Raw genomic sequence first — 13,261 nt, forward strand, 5'->3', positions numbered from 1 at the left:
GCCCCTCTGCCTGTTCCTCAACGGCCTCCGCAGCAGCGGCTTCCGCGGACACAAAAAAATCCCGCCGGATCAACTGACCCGGCGGGATCTACTGTGGAGCTAAGGAGAATTGAACTCCTGACCTCCTGCATGCCATGCAGGCGCTCTACCAACTGAGCTATAGCCCCTTGCTTTGGTCCGCCCGGTTTCCCCGGCGGCGACGCCAACATTACCGGTCGACCTGGTGCAGCACCAAATCGTTTCCGGTCCGCTCCGATACGGGCGTTAATGTCGGCCTTCGTGACCGTGATCGCGTCCCTCGCAGTCCGCCGTCGAGCGCCGGTCGCCCTGGTCGCCTGCCTGGTCTCCTTCGCCGCGTTCTGGGTCGCACAGCGCGCCGCGCAGGTCTCGATGATCGACCTGATGGTGTACCGGGCCGAGGGCGCGACCGTCCGGGCCGGAGGTGACCTGTACGCGCTGCGGACGACGGCCGCCCGGCTCCCGACCACCTACCCGCCGTTCGCGGCCCTGCTGTTCACCCCGCTGACGCTCCTCGACACGGCGACGATGCGCACCCTGGGGACCGCGGGGAACCTCGCGCTGTTCGTGGTGTTCGTACGGCTGTCCCTGCGGCTGGCCGGACACGCGCGCGTGGCGAGCCTTTGGTGGGTCGCGGCGCTTGCCGTCTGGTGCGAACCGGTGTGGACGACGCTGCGGTACGGGCAGATCAACCTGCTGGTGGCCGTCCTGGTGCTGTGGGATCTGTCACGGCGCCCGGGCGAGCGCTGGGCCGGCGTCGGCATCGGCCTCGCGGCGGCCGTCAAGCTGACGCCCGCGCTGTTCGCGGTGTTCCTGCTCGTCACGGGTGTCGTCGCGCGTCGTCGGCACGGCTCGGGCGGCCCTTGGCTGCGGCACGCGCGCGTGGCGGCCGCCTCGTTCGCCGGAGCGACCCTGCTGGCCGCGGCTGTACTGCCGTACGACTCCTGGCGTTTCTGGACCCGCGTGGTGTTCGCGGCGAGCCGCGCCGGGCATGCCGAGGACACCGCGAACCAGTCCCTGCGCGGCGTTCTCGCGCGGCTGCTGCACACACCGGAGCCCGGGGCCGTCTGGGCGGTCACGGCGGCCGTGGTGGCTGCGGCGGGGCTGGGCGTGGCGGTGGCGGCGGAGTTGCGCGGGCGGCGGGCCTGGGCGGTGACCGTGTGCGCGGTGACGGCGCTGCTCGTCAGCCCGGTGTCCTGGTCGCATCACTGGGTGTGGTGCGTGCCGGTCGTCCTGCTTCTCGCCACGCACGCGTACCGGGCCGCAGCCCTGGGCACGCTGCTGCTGTTCTCCTCGTACGCCCTGTGGTGGGTGCCACACGGCCCGGGGCGGCACGAACTGCGTCAGAACGGCATCGAGTTGATGTTGTCAGCCGGCTACGGAACGGCAGGCTGCCTTTTCCTCTTGATCGCCGGGGTCACTCTGCGAAACCCCGGCCGTCGTCAAGCCGTGACGAAGGAATAGAAGCGCTTGAGTGTGCAGTGCTCTTCGAGGAGGCGGCCGTAGATCGGTTCGCCCTCGAGTTCACGGTAGGTCTCGATGGGGTCGCCTTTTATGATCAGCGCCCGGGCGCATTCCTCGCACCAGTACTGGTAGTCGGGGTTCACCGGTTCCATGTCACGGACGATCGGCGTTCCGCTGCCGCACCAGTCGCACTTTCGCCTGTGTGCACCCATCGATCAGCTCCAGCTGTGGCCGCAGGCCGTGCACACGTAGGAAATTCCGCCGTTGTCTCCGAGGAGCTGGGCGACATGGACGGAGCCGCAGGAAGGGCAGCTGAGGCGGGTGATCGTATCCCGTGTCAACGCTGCTTCGAAGAGGTGACCGACCTCTCCGAGGATGCTCGCAGGCATCACCACTCCCTCCCGTCGGGTCGCGCCCCCTTCCGGCCGTTTGATTCTGCCACGGCCGGACCAATACGGTCAGCGACGCCTCAGTACCAGTCCGGACACGGCAGCCGTGGCGGCCGTACGAACCGTGCGAACACGCACCCCAAAGCGCCTCTTGAGAGGTATACGCCTCGGAGGCCCAAGTGACTCAAGCCGGGCGCGGAACAGTTCGGGGCGGATACCAGAAGATCCCGCCGATCGAAGCGATCGGCGGGATCTTGTTGTCTCACTGTGGAGCTAAGGAGAATTGAACTCCTGACCTCCTGCATGCCATGCAGGCGCTCTACCAACTGAGCTATAGCCCCGCGCCACGCGGCGTAAGCCGCATGTCGTCTCGTCCTCCCGCTCGGCGGGCGAACAAGAAGAACTGTAGCCTGCGACCTGCCGGAAAGTGAAATCCGACGTCAGTCGTCGTCGCCGAGCACCGGCTCCGGCAGGGTGCCGGCGTTGTGCTCCAGCAGACGCCAGCCGCGGGCGCCCTCGCCGAGGACGGACCAGCAGCAGTTGGTCAGGCCGCCGAGGCTCTCCCAGTACCGGGGTTCCAGGCCCAGGAGGCGGCCGATGGTCGTACGGATCGTGCCGCCGTGGCTGACGACGACGAGCGTGCCGTCGTCCGGGAGCTTCTCGGCGTGCCGGAGCACCACGGGCGCGGCGCGGTCGGCGACCTCGGTCTCCAGCTCACCGCCGCCGCGGCGCACCGGCTCGCCGCGCTTCCACGCGGCGTACTCCTCGCCGTGGCGGGCGATGATCTCGTCGTGCGTCAGCCCCTGCCAGACGCCCGCGTAGGTCTCGCGCAGGCCCTCGTCGTGCGTCACCTCCAGGCCGGTGAGCCCGGCCAGCTCGGCGGCCGTGTGGGCGGCGCGCTGGAGGTCGGAGGCGATGATCGCGTCGGGCTTGAGGCTGACGAGCAGCCGGGCGGCGCGGCGGGCCTGGGAGACGCCGGCCTCGGTGAGGGCGACGTCCGTGGAGCCCTGGAAGCGGCGCTCCACGTTCCAGGAGGTCTGGCCGTGCCGCCACAGGATGACGCGGCGGCCCCGGCCGGGCTTGCCCGCGAGCACCTCGCCGGTGGCGCTCATCGCCACTCACCGCCCAGCTCGGCCGCCTCCTCGGAGGCCTGCAGCTTGGCGTGCTCCTCGGCCTTGCCGCGGGTGGCCTTGGCGTCGTCGGGCAGCTCGAGCTCGGGGCAGTCCTTCCACAGCCGCTCCAGGGCGTAGAAGACGCGCTCCTCGCTGTGCTGGACGTGCACCACGATGTCGACGTAGTCGAGCAGCACCCAGCGGGCCTCGCGGTCGCCCTCACGGCGCACCGGCTTGGCGCCGAGCTCCTTCTGGAGCCGCTCCTCGATCTCGTCGACGATCGACTTGACCTGGCGGTCGTTGGGTGCGGAGGCCAGCAGGAAGGCGTCCGTGATCGACAGCACGTCGCTGACGTCGTAGGCGATGATGTCGTGCGCGAGCTTGTCGGCGGCCGCCTGGGCGGCGGTGGTGACGAGCTCGAGGGAACGGTCGGTAGCGGTCACTACAAGGCTTTCGGGTCGGTGGGCACTTGACACCAAGGGTCTCACGGACCGCCGACAGCACCCCACGTGATTATCGGCTCACGTGGGGTGCCCTGTGGTTATCCGCTCACGTGGGGTGCCCTGTGGTCATGAGGACGAGGGCGCGTAGTCCTGGCCCAGGACCACCGAGACGTCCGCGTTCCCCGAGACCTCGCCCTTGGTGACCGCGCCGGCGGACAGGCCGAGGGTCTTGGCGACCTCGGTGGCGTTCGCCTTGTCGGCGGCGTCGGCGTAGACGACCTCGGACGTGGCCTCCGCGGACGCCGTACCGCCCTCCAGGAAGGTGAAGCCGCCGTTCAGCAGCACCACGCGGGCCTTCTCGGTGTTGTCCTTGGTGCCGCTGGCGTTCTGGACGGACACGCGGACCGCGGCGTCCTTGTCGGGGCTCTTGGCGGTGCCGCCGAGGACGTTCTTGACGACGCTGCCGCTGGCCTGGGCGCTCAGCGTGCCGTCGGTCTGGACGGGCAGCATGGCCGTCTTGTAGTCGCCGCCCTTGGCGAGTTCGGCGAGCTTGGCGAGGAAGGCGCCGAGGTCCTTGTCGGTCAGCGGCGGCTCGATGATCATGCCCAGCGTCTGCACGGTGACGGTGGCGCCCTGGGTGTCGGAGGTCAACTTGCGCAGCACGGCCTGCATGACCTGCCCGAACCGCTCCAGCTGGGCGTTCTGGGCCTCGCCGGAGGCCTGGTACGTGGCGTAGGCGACGGCCGTCTTGCCGCTGAGGGTCTGGGCCTTGCCCTTGCGGACGAGCGGTGCGGCGCCCTTGGTCTTGGCGTCCGGGTCGGGCACGTCGGTGTTGGTGTCGACCTCGATGTTGCCGACCAGGTCGACGAGGTTCTGCAGATACGGGGTGTCCAGCCGCCAGGTGCCCTGGATCTCGGTGCCGAGGACGGTGTCGATCGCGTCGCGCGTCCCGGAGGAGCCGTCGTCGTCGACCGACTTGGCCAGGGTGGTCGTGGCGCCGTCGTCGCCGGACAGGGCGAGGGAGTTGGGCAGCAGGACGGTGGTGCCCTGGTTGGTGGTGGTGTTGTCGACGAGCAGCGCCGTGGAGGTGCCGCCCTTCTTGGTGTTGTGCAGATGGACGACGATCACGTCCCGCTTCTGGGCGGCCACCGGGGTGTCGGTGCCGGTCTTGTCGTCCGTCGACGACAGTCCGGGCAGCTTCCCGGCGTACCAGAGGTAGCCGACGCCACCGGCCGCGACGAGCGCCAGTACGACCACGAGGGCGACCACACGCGCGCGTGCCCGGCGCTTGGCCTCCTCGCGACGCTCGGTGCGGTTCTCGGTGAACTTCAGCCAGTCGATGACGTCCTCGGAGTCCTGGTCTGGCTCCTCGACGAAGGCGAACTGCTCGGTGCGGTAGTCCCGGTCCCCCTGGTCCCCCCGGCCCTGGGTCAGGGGCTCCTCGACCGGCCCGGCCTGATGCGGGATGTAGGCGGTCTGCTCGGCGACCCGGGGCTGGTGACCGCTGGTGGCGGTGCGGCCGTAGGGGTCGTACGGGGGTGAGTGCCCGCCGGCCTGCTGCTGGTGCGTGCCGGTGCCGTACGGGTCGTAGGAGGGCGTGGGCGGCTGCTGACCGGTGTCGCCATGGGCGTACGGGTCGTACGGCGGGACCGGCTGCTGCCGGCCGGTCGCGTACGGGTCGTAGCCGTACCCCTGCTGTGCGTAGGGGTCGTACTGCTGCTGGGGCTGCTGCTGCGCCACCTGTCGGTACACCGGCCGCCCGTACTCGTCGTAGCCGACGAGTTCGTACTGGTCGTCTCCATACCCCGCGTCGTATCGGTCGTTCACCGTCGCCCCTCTCGGCTCACTCGCCTCACTCGCCGCGGTACAGCTCACGCTTGTCGATGTAGCGCACGACTCCGTCCGGCACCAGATACCAGATGGGGTCGCCCTTTGCGACTCTCGCGCGGCAATCGGTGGACGAGATGGCCAGCGCGGGAACCTCGACCAACGACACGCCGCCCTCCGGGAGCCCGGCGTCGTCGAGATGGTGGCCGGGCCGGGTGACCCCGACGAAGTGCGCGAGGGAGAACAGCTCCACCGAGTCCCGCCAGGTCAGGATCTGGCCGAGGGCGTCGGCGCCGGTGATGAAGAAGAGGTCGGTGTCGGGGTTGAGCGCGCGCAGGTCGCGCAGAGTGTCCACGGTGTACGTCGGGCCGCCTCGGTCGATGTCGATGCGGCTGACGGAGAACTGCGGGTTCTCGGCGGTGGCGATGACCGTCATCAGATAGCGGTCCTCGGCCGGGGAGACGTGCCGGTGGCTCTTCTGCCACGGCTGGCCGGTCGGTACGAACACGACCTCGTCGAGGTGGAACTGCGCGGCGACCTCACTGGCCGCGACGAGGTGCCCGTGGTGGATCGGGTCAAACGTTCCGCCCATGACGCCGAGACGGCGCTTGCCGGGGTTCGACGGGCCGTTTCCGGGGCCGGTAGGCATGTCCTGCTCTCCCATGCGTGCAGACCCTACCGGCCCCGCCTGAGAGCTCCGGCCGACAGCTGTCCGGGCGGAGCGGGAGGGGCCTGGCAGACGATCAGCGGTCGCGGTTGAAGCGGGTCGTGATCCACAGCAGCAGCATGAGGATGATGAACGCGCCACCGCCGGTGGCCAGGGCGCTGATGCTGTCGTGGTTGCCGCCGTGCTCCTCGCCCTCGGCGGCGAGGGTGACCAACTGGGCAGCGGCGCTGTGGAGGCTCATCTTCGGCGTGACCTATCGGTGTGGGCGGGATAAAGATGTCGGCCCATCGTAAGCGGGCGCCATGACGGCGCTCACGCCGACTCCACCGTTGGGGCGCCCGGACGAACCGGCGGGGAACCTTCCCGGCGGCTCAATCGTCCTTCCGCCTGTAGCCCCGCAACAGGAACCACGCGGTCAGCACACAGCCCACGACCATCACGATCAGCACGACCCGGAGCAGATTCCCCGCCCCCTGCTGCTCGGCCGCGCTCGCGGCCTGGGTGAGCCAGTCGGCTGCGGGGTTGTGCTCCATGGCGCGGAACTCCTTCGCTGTAGTGCCCGTCCACGGTAACTCCGCCTAGGCTGGGCTCTGCTTCGGGGGCGCAAAGGGCGGAAAAAGGCTCCGCAAAGGGCCGCACAGATCCATCCACACGCACATGGGGGAAGACATGTCCGACGGCCACGAGCACAACGGGCACGAGAACGTGCCGAGCAGGCAGCGCAGGCGTTTCCCGGGGATCTCCTCGCGTGCGTACGAACACCCGGCGGACCGCTCGGCCCTGGTGGCCCTGCGCAAGCTCAGCGGCTTCGACACGGTCTTCAAGGCGCTGAGCGGCCTGCTTCCCGAGCGCAGCCTCAGGCTGCTGTTCCTGTCGGACTCGGTGCGGGTGTCGGACCAGCAGTTCGCGCACCTCAACGACATGCTGCGGGACGCCTGTTACATCCTGGACCTGGAAAAGATCCCGCCGATGTACGTCAACCAGGACCCGGTGCCGAACGCGATGTGCATCGGCCTGGACGAGCCGATCATCGTCGTCACCACCGGTCTGGTCGAGCTGCTCGACGAGGAGGAGATGCGGGCGGTGGTCGGCCACGAGGTGGGCCACGCCCTCTCCGGCCACTCCGTGTACCGCACGATCCTGCTGTTCCTGACCAGCCTGGCCGTCCGGGTCGCCTGGATCCCGCTGGGCAACCTCGCGATCATGGCGATCGTGACGGCGCTGCGGGAGTGGTTCCGCAAGTCCGAGCTCTCCGCCGACCGGGCCGGCCTGCTCGTCGGCCAGGACCTCCAGTCCTCGATGCGCGGTCTGATGAAGCTCGCGGGCGGCCACCATCTGCACGAGATGAACGTGGACGCGTTCCTGAAGCAGGCCGAGGAGTACGAGGCGGGCGGCGACCTGCGCGACTCGGTCCTGAAGATCCTGAACGTCCTGCCCCGCTCGCACCCGTTCACCACGGTCCGCGCGGCCGAGCTGAAGAAGTGGGCCGAGACGCGCGACTACCAGCGGATCATGGACGGCCACTACCCGCGCCGCACCGAGGACAAGGACACGTCGGTCACCGACTCCTTCCGCGAGTCGGCGTCCCATTACGCCGATCACGTGAAGTCCTCCAAGGACCCCCTGATGAAGCTGGTCACGGACATCGCCGGCGGTGCGGGGGACCTGGGCGGCCGGGTGCGGCGGGGATTCGGCGGGTTCACGGGCACGGGCACGACGACGACCTCGACACCGAAGGACGAGCCGAGGCGGGACGACACGGACGACCAGGGGTCCGGCAGCTGAGGCAGCTGACGACGGACGCACACCGCCGGCGGGCTCACATCACCTGAGGAGGGGCTCACACCTTCGGCTGGGCCCCCGCCGCCAGCGACCCGCACAGCGCCGTGGCCCCACCCGTGGCATAGGGGTCGGTCCCCGCCGGGCCGCCCTCCTTCGCCGTCTGCCCGGCCAGGAGCGGGTGGAGCCGGTTCGTGGAGTCCTCGGCGCAGGACAGCGGGCCGGCCTGCACGTAGGACACCACCAGCTGCGCCTGGTGCAGCCGCAGGTCCTCGCGGTCGAAACGGAAGTGCAGCTCGCGCCGGACGGTGAACAGTGACGCCTCGCCCGCCTGCTCCGCCTGAGCGGCCCGCAGCGCGTACACGAAGGTGTGGTCGGCCGTGACCTCGAGGGTGGAGGAGTCGGTCTCGGCGGCCTGGAGCGTGCCCTGCACCCGGACCTTGCGATCGGCCAGCTCGGCCTCAGAGGGGTCGAAGCGAACCAGCCACCCGGTCGGCGCGTGCCGCCCGTCCGCGGCCGGCTGCCTGAAGCTCTGGTCGAACTGGTCCAGTTGATCGGGGTCGAGCAGCACCCGGACCGACCGGACCTGGTCTCCGGTGAGCACCTCGGGATACAGCGAGGAATGCACGATGTAGTCCTTCGCGATGCTCAGCGCGTTGGTCACCTGGCTGTCCGAGAAGTGCGCCGTCCGCCGCGCGGCCGGAAGCGGAATGCCCTCCGCGCCGATGCGGAACTGCGCGGCGGGGCTCTGCGCGTACAGGTGGTCGGTGTCGGTCGCCCCGGGCACCTTGCCCTGCGGGGCGAGCGGGATGACGGTCATCCGCAGGGGCTCGGCGGGCGGCCCGGAACCGGCGGGGCTCTGATAGGGATGCCGTACACCCATATAGATCGCCGTACCGAAGGCCACGGCGATCAACAGGACGAGGATCAGCGCCTGCCGGGACAGTCCCCGGCGCATGGGTGCACGGCGGCGTACGGCGGGCGCGTGGTCGCTCAGGCGCTCCTGTGCGGAGAACTCCTGGAGGCGGGCAGCGCGCACGAACGACTCGTCGAAGACGACGGATCGGTACTCGTCCTCGCCACCTCCGGGTCCGCCCTCGGGTGTCCCCTCAGGTGGCTCTCCAGGCCCTCCCATATATTCAGGGTAGGTCGCCGGGAGCCCCGGTAAACGCCCTGGTACACGACAAGTTCTGACAGGTTCTCACCAGGACGGCCGGGCAGCTCCCGGCCACGCTCAGGGCCGGTCAGGGAGTGCGCGGGGTCGCCGAGATGGCGGGCTGGGAGTGGTCGGCGGAGGCGGAGGGAGCCGCTCCGCTGCCCTGCTCCAGCCCGGTGGAAGCGGGCGGCGGGACCTGCTGGTCCTGGCTGCTGGAGGAGGCGCCGCGGTAGACCGCCGCGAAGGCCAGCGCGACCATGCCGACGCCCATCACGAGGGCGAGGATCCAGGCGACGGGACGATGCCAGCGGACCTGCTTGCCGTAGGTCCCCGGGGCGCCGTAACGGCCCTCGAGTATGTCCGTGTCGTCCAGATCGTCGAAGTCCGGATCATGGCCGAAAGCGGTGTGGCCGTCGGGGCCGTACCCGTCGTCGTACCGCTCGCCGCGGCCGTGTGCCCGGCGCGCTTCCGCCTCGGAGGCCTCCGCTCTCGCCTGAGCGGCGGCAAGGAGGCGTTCGACGGCGGTCGGCTCGTGCACCACGGCCGCCTGTACGAAGGCCTCGTCGAAGACCACGGAGGCGAACTCTTCGTCCGACACCCCGCGGTCGTGGTCGTCGTCGGGCTCCCAGCCGTCAGGGAACGGCGTGCCCCCCACGTCCTCCGGCACGGCTCCAGAGTAGTCCTGGGGGGTCAATTTGGGCAGACGGTATGGAAATTCATCCGCCTTGTGAGACACCTCCTGTGCGTCACGGAGGCAGCCGGGGGCGCGTGTCGGGCGCATATGCCCTGGCCGCACACCCCGCGCCCCGATGACCCGCCTACGCGCCCCCGACGTCCCGGACGGCCCGGATACGGCGCGACTCAGCGTCGTACGTGCCCGTCCCCCGTGACGATGTACTTCGTGCTGGTCAGCTCCGGCAGCCCCATCGGGCCGCGGGCGTGCAGCTTCTGCGTGGAGATGCCGATCTCCGCGCCGAAGCCGAACTGGCCGCCGTCCGTGAAGCGCGTGGAGGCGTTCACCGCGACCGTCGTGGAGTCGACCAGCTGGGTGAAGCGGCGGGCGGCCTGCTGCGAGGTGGTGACGATGGCCTCGGTGTGGCCGGAGGTCCAGAGGCGGATGTGCTCGACGGCCTTGTCCAGCGAGTCCACGACCGCGGCGGCGATGTCGTACGACAGGTACTCGGTCTCCCAGTCCTCCGCCGTGGCCTCGACGACGGTCGCCTTGGAGTCCTTGGCGTACGCCAGCACCCTCTCGTCGGCATGCACGGTCACCCCGGCCTCCGCGAGGGCGTCCAGGGCCCGCGGCAGGAACTCGGGGGCGATGTCCTGGTGGACGAGGAGGGTCTCGGCGGCGTTGCAGACGCTGACGCGCTGGGCCTTGGAGTTGATCAGGATCTCGATCGCCATGTCGAGGTCGGCGTGGGCGTCGACGTAGACGTGGCAGTTGCCGGTGCCGGTCTCGATGACGGGGACGATCGACTCGTTGACGACGGTCTGGATCAGCGAGGCGCCGCCGCGCGGGATCAGCACGTCGACCAGGCCGCGGGCCCGCATCAGCTCGCGCACGCTCTCCCGGCTCTCCCCGGGCACCAGCTGCACGGCGTCGGCGGGCAGCCCGGCCCCGCCGACGGCGTCGCGGAGCACCCGGACGAGTGCGCTGTTCGACTCGTACGCCGAGGCCGAGCCGCGCAGCAGCACCGCGTTGCCGGACTTCAGGCAGAGGGCGGCGGCGTCCACGGTGACGTTCGGGCGGGCCTCGTAGATGATCCCGACGACGCCCAGCGGTACGCGGACCTGCCGCAGGTCGATGCCGTTGGGGAGCGTGGACCCGCGCACGACCTCGCCGACCGGGTCGGGCAGCGCGACGACGTCCCGCACGTCGGAGGCGATGGCCCGCACACGCTCCGGCGTCAGCGTCAGCCGGTCGATGATCGCCTCGCTGGTGCCGGCCTCGCGGGCCTTGGCGATGTCCTTGGCGTTGGCCTCGACGATCTCGCTCGTACGGACCTCCAGGGCGTCCGCGATGGCGAGCAGCGCGTCGTCCTTCTCGGCCCGCGGCAGCGGGGCGAGGTCGGCGGCGGCGGACTTGGCGCGGTAGGCGGCCTGGGTGACCGGGGTCATGGAGTCGTACGGCGAGAGCGTGGTCATGAAAGAAGGGTAGTGCGCTCGCGCGGCCGGTCCATCGGGCATTCCGAACCGCGAGACGAGCCTCCCGGGTGCCGAGAGCGGGGCCGGTTCGGGCGCGCCAGACCCGCGACATGGGCATGATCAGCCGGCCGGACGGTCCCTAGTACGGGTGGACACCCACCGGAGTCGCCGGTGGCGGACCGTATCCCTCCGCGATGCGCTGGTGGTAGGTCTCCCGGTCGATGACCTCCAGGCCGACGATCTCCCAGGGCGGCAGCCCCGCGCTCTGCCGGTGCTCGCCCCACAGACGCAGGGCCACGGCGGCCGCGTCGTGCAGGTCGCGGGCCTCTTCCCAGTAGCGGATCTCGGCGTGGTCGTTGGCGTACCTGCTGGTCAGCAGAAAGGGGTGGTCGTGCGCCAGCTGTTCGAGGGCGCGCCGCACCTCCTTCAGCGGGGCCTCCCGGCCGGAGACGCTGAGGGTGACATGCCACAGGCGGGGCAGGTCCTTGGGCTCCTCGTACCGTCCGCCGGCCGCGACGCTCGTCAAGGCGCGCTCCTCACCGGCCGCACGGGACGAGGCCCCTCCGGCACCGCGGGACACCGTCCCAGGGCGCACTCGTCTCACGACGGCCTCCTTTACGCAGTGACCGAACCGGGGTCGCGCGGAATGTCTCCCTGAGACAAAGTTGAGCAGGCCGCAAGCGATCGCGGGGCGCTTTTGCGGAACGTCCACCTCAGGGCGACATGCGTGGCAGGGCGTTCCCCCCGTTTTCGGCCGGGGGTCCGGGGGTTGCCCCCCGGGGCAATGCAGCGCGGAACGTCCACCTCAGGGCGACATGCGTGGCAGGGCGTTCCCCCCGTTTTCGGCCGGGGGTCCGGGGGTTGCCCCCCGGGGCAATGCAGCGCGGAACGTCCACCTCAGGTCGACACCTGCGACGGGGCGTTCCCCCCGACCCCCGTTCTCGGCCGGGGCCCAAGGGCCCGCCGGCCCCGGCTCACCCGGCCCTCAGGGGTGCAGGATCACCAGATCGTCCCGGTGGACGACCTCCCGCTCGTACTCCGCTCCCAACTCCCGCGCCAGCTCCCGTGTCGACCGCCCGAGCAGCTGCGGGATCTCCTTGGCATCGAAATTGACGAGCCCGCGGGCTACCGCGCGTCCCGTGCTGTCGCGCAGCTCGACCGGGTCGCCCGCGCTGAACTCGCCCTCGACGGCCGCGATTCCGGCCGGCAGCAGGGACTTTCGGCGCTCCACGACCGCCCGTACCGCACCGTCGTCGAGGGTGAGCGACCCCTGGGGCGTGGAGGCGTGCTGCAGCCACAGCAGCCGGTCGGCGGAGCGCTTGCCGGTGGGGTGGAAGTACGTGCCGGTGTCGCCGCCGTGCAGCGCCTCGGCGGCGTGGATCGCGCTGGTGAGGACGACCGGGATGCCGGCTGCGGCCGCGATCCGGGCGGCCTCGACCTTGGTCACCATGCCGCCGGTGCCCACGCCGGCCTTGCCCGTGCTGCCGATGTCGACGTGGGCGAGATCCTCCGGGCCCCGTACCTCCGCTATCCGCGAGGTGCCCGGCTTGCTGGGGTCGCCGTCGTACACGCCGTCCACGTCGGACAGCAGCACCAGCAGATCCGCCCGTACGAGATGAGCGACCAGGGCGGCGAGCCGGTCGTTGTCGCCGAAGCGGATCTCGTCCGTGGCGACGGTGTCGTTCTCGTTGACGATCGGGAACGCGCCCATCGCGAGCAGCTTGTCCAGGGTGCGGGAGGCGTTGCGGTGGTGGGCGCGGCGGCTCATGTCGTCGCTGGTCAGCAGGACCTGGCCGACGCGGACGCCGTAGCGGGCGAAGGAGGCCGCGTAGCGGGCCACGAGCAGGCCCTGGCCGACGCTGGCGGCTGCCTGCTGGCGGGCCAGGTCCTTGGGGCGCCGGCGCAGGCCCAGCGGGGCGAGTCCGGCCGCGATGGCGCCGGAGGAGACGAGGACGACCTCCTTCTCCCCGCCGCTGCGACTCTTGGCGAGAACGTCGACGAGCGCGTCCACGCGGTCGGCGTCCAGGCCGCCGGACGCGGTGGTCAGCGACGAGGACCCCACCTTGACGACGATCCTGCGGGCCTCGCGCACACCCTGCCTTGCCCCTGCCACCTGTGCTCTTTCCCCTCGCGTACGTCCGGTTCCGTGCTCGGCAATCTACGCGAAGCGGATCGTGTGGCGCGCGGGGATTCCAGCCTCCGGACAGGCGGGCGGTAACTGTTCGCTCACGGTTTGCGTACGGCAAAAAGGTTGCGTT

Annotated in this window: 14 protein-coding genes and 2 tRNA genes; 2 read left to right on the top strand and 14 right to left on the bottom strand. The window is 70.5% G+C overall.

What is annotated here, in order from left to right; translation table 11 throughout:
• Nucleotides 1-94: 94 nt before the first annotated feature.
• A tRNA-Ala gene (locus ABD932_RS11435) sits at nucleotides 95-167 on the bottom strand.
• A gap of 112 nt (nucleotides 168-279) precedes the next feature.
• On the opposite strand from ABD932_RS11435, the gene ABD932_RS11440 reads away from it, so the two are divergent.
• Entirely contained in the window at nucleotides 280-1,482 is a 1,203-nt protein-coding gene (locus tag ABD932_RS11440) for a glycosyltransferase 87 family protein (protein WP_425587439.1), read from the top strand.
• Here the strand turns inward: ABD932_RS11440 and ABD932_RS11445 are convergent.
• The 8 genes from ABD932_RS11445 to ABD932_RS11480 all read right to left on the bottom strand — a co-directional run bounded on the left by ABD932_RS11445 (nucleotide 1,461) and on the right by ABD932_RS11480 (nucleotide 6,453).
• Nucleotides 1,461-1,694: a hypothetical protein gene (locus ABD932_RS11445; RefSeq protein WP_003976229.1), complete on the bottom strand. Its 234-nt coding sequence runs from the start codon at nucleotides 1,692-1,694 to the stop codon at nucleotides 1,461-1,463. The two genes, ABD932_RS11440 and ABD932_RS11445, sit on opposite strands and share 22 nt — an antisense overlap.
• 445 nt (nucleotides 1,695-2,139) lie before the next feature.
• Nucleotides 2,140-2,212, bottom strand: a tRNA-Ala gene (locus ABD932_RS11450).
• 99 nt (nucleotides 2,213-2,311) lie between these two features.
• Nucleotides 2,312-2,983 carry a histidine phosphatase family protein gene (locus tag ABD932_RS11455; RefSeq protein ID WP_345011368.1) on the bottom strand — a complete coding sequence of 224 codons (672 nt, stop codon included), beginning with the start codon at nucleotides 2,981-2,983 and terminating at the stop codon, nucleotides 2,312-2,314.
• Nucleotides 2,980-3,426 carry a ribosome silencing factor gene (rsfS, locus tag ABD932_RS11460; protein ID WP_126392180.1) on the bottom strand — a complete coding sequence of 149 codons (447 nt, stop codon included), beginning with the start codon at nucleotides 3,424-3,426 and terminating at the stop codon, nucleotides 2,980-2,982. The genes ABD932_RS11455 and rsfS overlap by 4 nt, the downstream gene beginning before the upstream one ends.
• 126 nt (nucleotides 3,427-3,552) lie before the next feature.
• Nucleotides 3,553-5,253 carry an LCP family protein gene (locus tag ABD932_RS11465; RefSeq protein ID WP_345011371.1) on the bottom strand — a complete coding sequence of 567 codons (1,701 nt, stop codon included), beginning with the start codon at nucleotides 5,251-5,253 and terminating at the stop codon, nucleotides 3,553-3,555.
• A 25-nt stretch (nucleotides 5,254-5,278) separates the two neighbouring features.
• Nucleotides 5,279-5,917 carry a nicotinate-nucleotide adenylyltransferase gene (nadD, locus tag ABD932_RS11470; protein ID WP_030051755.1) on the bottom strand — a complete coding sequence of 213 codons (639 nt, stop codon included), beginning with the start codon at nucleotides 5,915-5,917 and terminating at the stop codon, nucleotides 5,279-5,281.
• Nucleotides 5,918-5,996: 79 nt separating this feature from the next.
• Nucleotides 5,997-6,161, bottom strand: a complete 165-nt coding sequence (locus ABD932_RS11475) for a hypothetical protein (RefSeq protein ID WP_345011375.1) — start codon at nucleotides 6,159-6,161, stop codon at nucleotides 5,997-5,999.
• A 130-nt stretch (nucleotides 6,162-6,291) separates the two neighbouring features.
• A complete protein-coding gene (locus tag ABD932_RS11480) occupies nucleotides 6,292-6,453 on the bottom strand; it encodes a hypothetical protein (RefSeq protein ID WP_175647405.1) in 162 nt (53 codons plus the stop codon).
• A gap of 124 nt (nucleotides 6,454-6,577) precedes the next feature.
• Between ABD932_RS11480 and ABD932_RS11485 the strand changes: the two genes are divergently transcribed.
• The gene (locus ABD932_RS11485; protein WP_425587440.1) at nucleotides 6,578-7,705 is read left to right on the top strand and encodes a M48 family metallopeptidase; all 1,128 of its coding nucleotides are present in this window, start codon (nucleotides 6,578-6,580) and stop codon (nucleotides 7,703-7,705) included.
• Nucleotides 7,706-7,760: 55 nt separating this feature from the next.
• Here the strand turns inward: ABD932_RS11485 and ABD932_RS11490 are convergent, their stop codons facing one another.
• The 5 genes from ABD932_RS11490 to proB form a co-directional block, all read right to left on the bottom strand.
• Complete coding sequence (locus tag ABD932_RS11490; RefSeq protein WP_345011379.1) at nucleotides 7,761-8,834, bottom strand: SCO2583 family membrane protein; 1,074 nt, start codon at nucleotides 8,832-8,834, stop codon at nucleotides 7,761-7,763.
• A gap of 109 nt (nucleotides 8,835-8,943) precedes the next feature.
• The gene (locus ABD932_RS11495) at nucleotides 8,944-9,522 is read right to left on the bottom strand and encodes an SCO2584 family spore wall biosynthesis protein (RefSeq protein WP_486389367.1); all 579 of its coding nucleotides are present in this window, start codon (nucleotides 9,520-9,522) and stop codon (nucleotides 8,944-8,946) included.
• A gap of 194 nt (nucleotides 9,523-9,716) precedes the next feature.
• The gene (locus ABD932_RS11500; RefSeq protein WP_345011383.1) at nucleotides 9,717-11,003 is read right to left on the bottom strand and encodes a glutamate-5-semialdehyde dehydrogenase; all 1,287 of its coding nucleotides are present in this window, start codon (nucleotides 11,001-11,003) and stop codon (nucleotides 9,717-9,719) included.
• A gap of 139 nt (nucleotides 11,004-11,142) precedes the next feature.
• A complete protein-coding gene (locus ABD932_RS11505) occupies nucleotides 11,143-11,607 on the bottom strand; it encodes a hypothetical protein (RefSeq protein ID WP_425587442.1) in 465 nt (154 codons plus the stop codon).
• 381 nt (nucleotides 11,608-11,988) lie between these two features.
• Nucleotides 11,989-13,116 (bottom strand): glutamate 5-kinase, encoded by a 1,128-nt coding sequence (proB, locus tag ABD932_RS11510; RefSeq protein WP_345011385.1) that lies wholly within the window; start codon nucleotides 13,114-13,116, stop codon nucleotides 11,989-11,991.
• Nucleotides 13,117-13,261 lie beyond the last annotated feature (145 nt).

The organism is Streptomyces shaanxiensis (genome assembly GCF_039537145.1).
In the GTDB taxonomy this organism is placed as follows: domain Bacteria; phylum Actinomycetota; class Actinomycetes; order Streptomycetales; family Streptomycetaceae; genus Streptomyces; species Streptomyces shaanxiensis.

Excerpts from the sequence above, each read along its gene's own strand:
- ABD932_RS11480 (WP_175647405.1), bottom strand. The coding sequence starts at position 6,453 with ATGGAGCACAACCCCGCAGCCGACTGGCTCACCCAGGCCGCGAGCGCG.
- ABD932_RS11455 (WP_345011368.1), bottom strand. The coding sequence starts at position 2,983 with ATGAGCGCCACCGGCGAGGTGCTCGCGGGCAAGCCCGGCCGGGGCCGC.
- ABD932_RS11500 (WP_345011383.1), bottom strand. The coding sequence starts at position 11,003 with ATGACCACGCTCTCGCCGTACGACTCCATGACCCCGGTCACCCAGGCC.
- ABD932_RS11485 (WP_425587440.1), top strand. The coding sequence starts at position 6,578 with ATGGGGGAAGACATGTCCGACGGCCACGAGCACAACGGGCACGAGAAC.
- nadD (WP_030051755.1), bottom strand. The coding sequence starts at position 5,917 with ATGGGAGAGCAGGACATGCCTACCGGCCCCGGAAACGGCCCGTCGAAC.
- ABD932_RS11490 (WP_345011379.1), bottom strand. The coding sequence starts at position 8,834 with ATGGGAGGGCCTGGAGAGCCACCTGAGGGGACACCCGAGGGCGGACCC.
- ABD932_RS11475 (WP_345011375.1), bottom strand. The coding sequence starts at position 6,161 with ATGAGCCTCCACAGCGCCGCTGCCCAGTTGGTCACCCTCGCCGCCGAG.
- ABD932_RS11445 (WP_003976229.1), bottom strand. The coding sequence starts at position 1,694 with ATGGGTGCACACAGGCGAAAGTGCGACTGGTGCGGCAGCGGAACGCCG.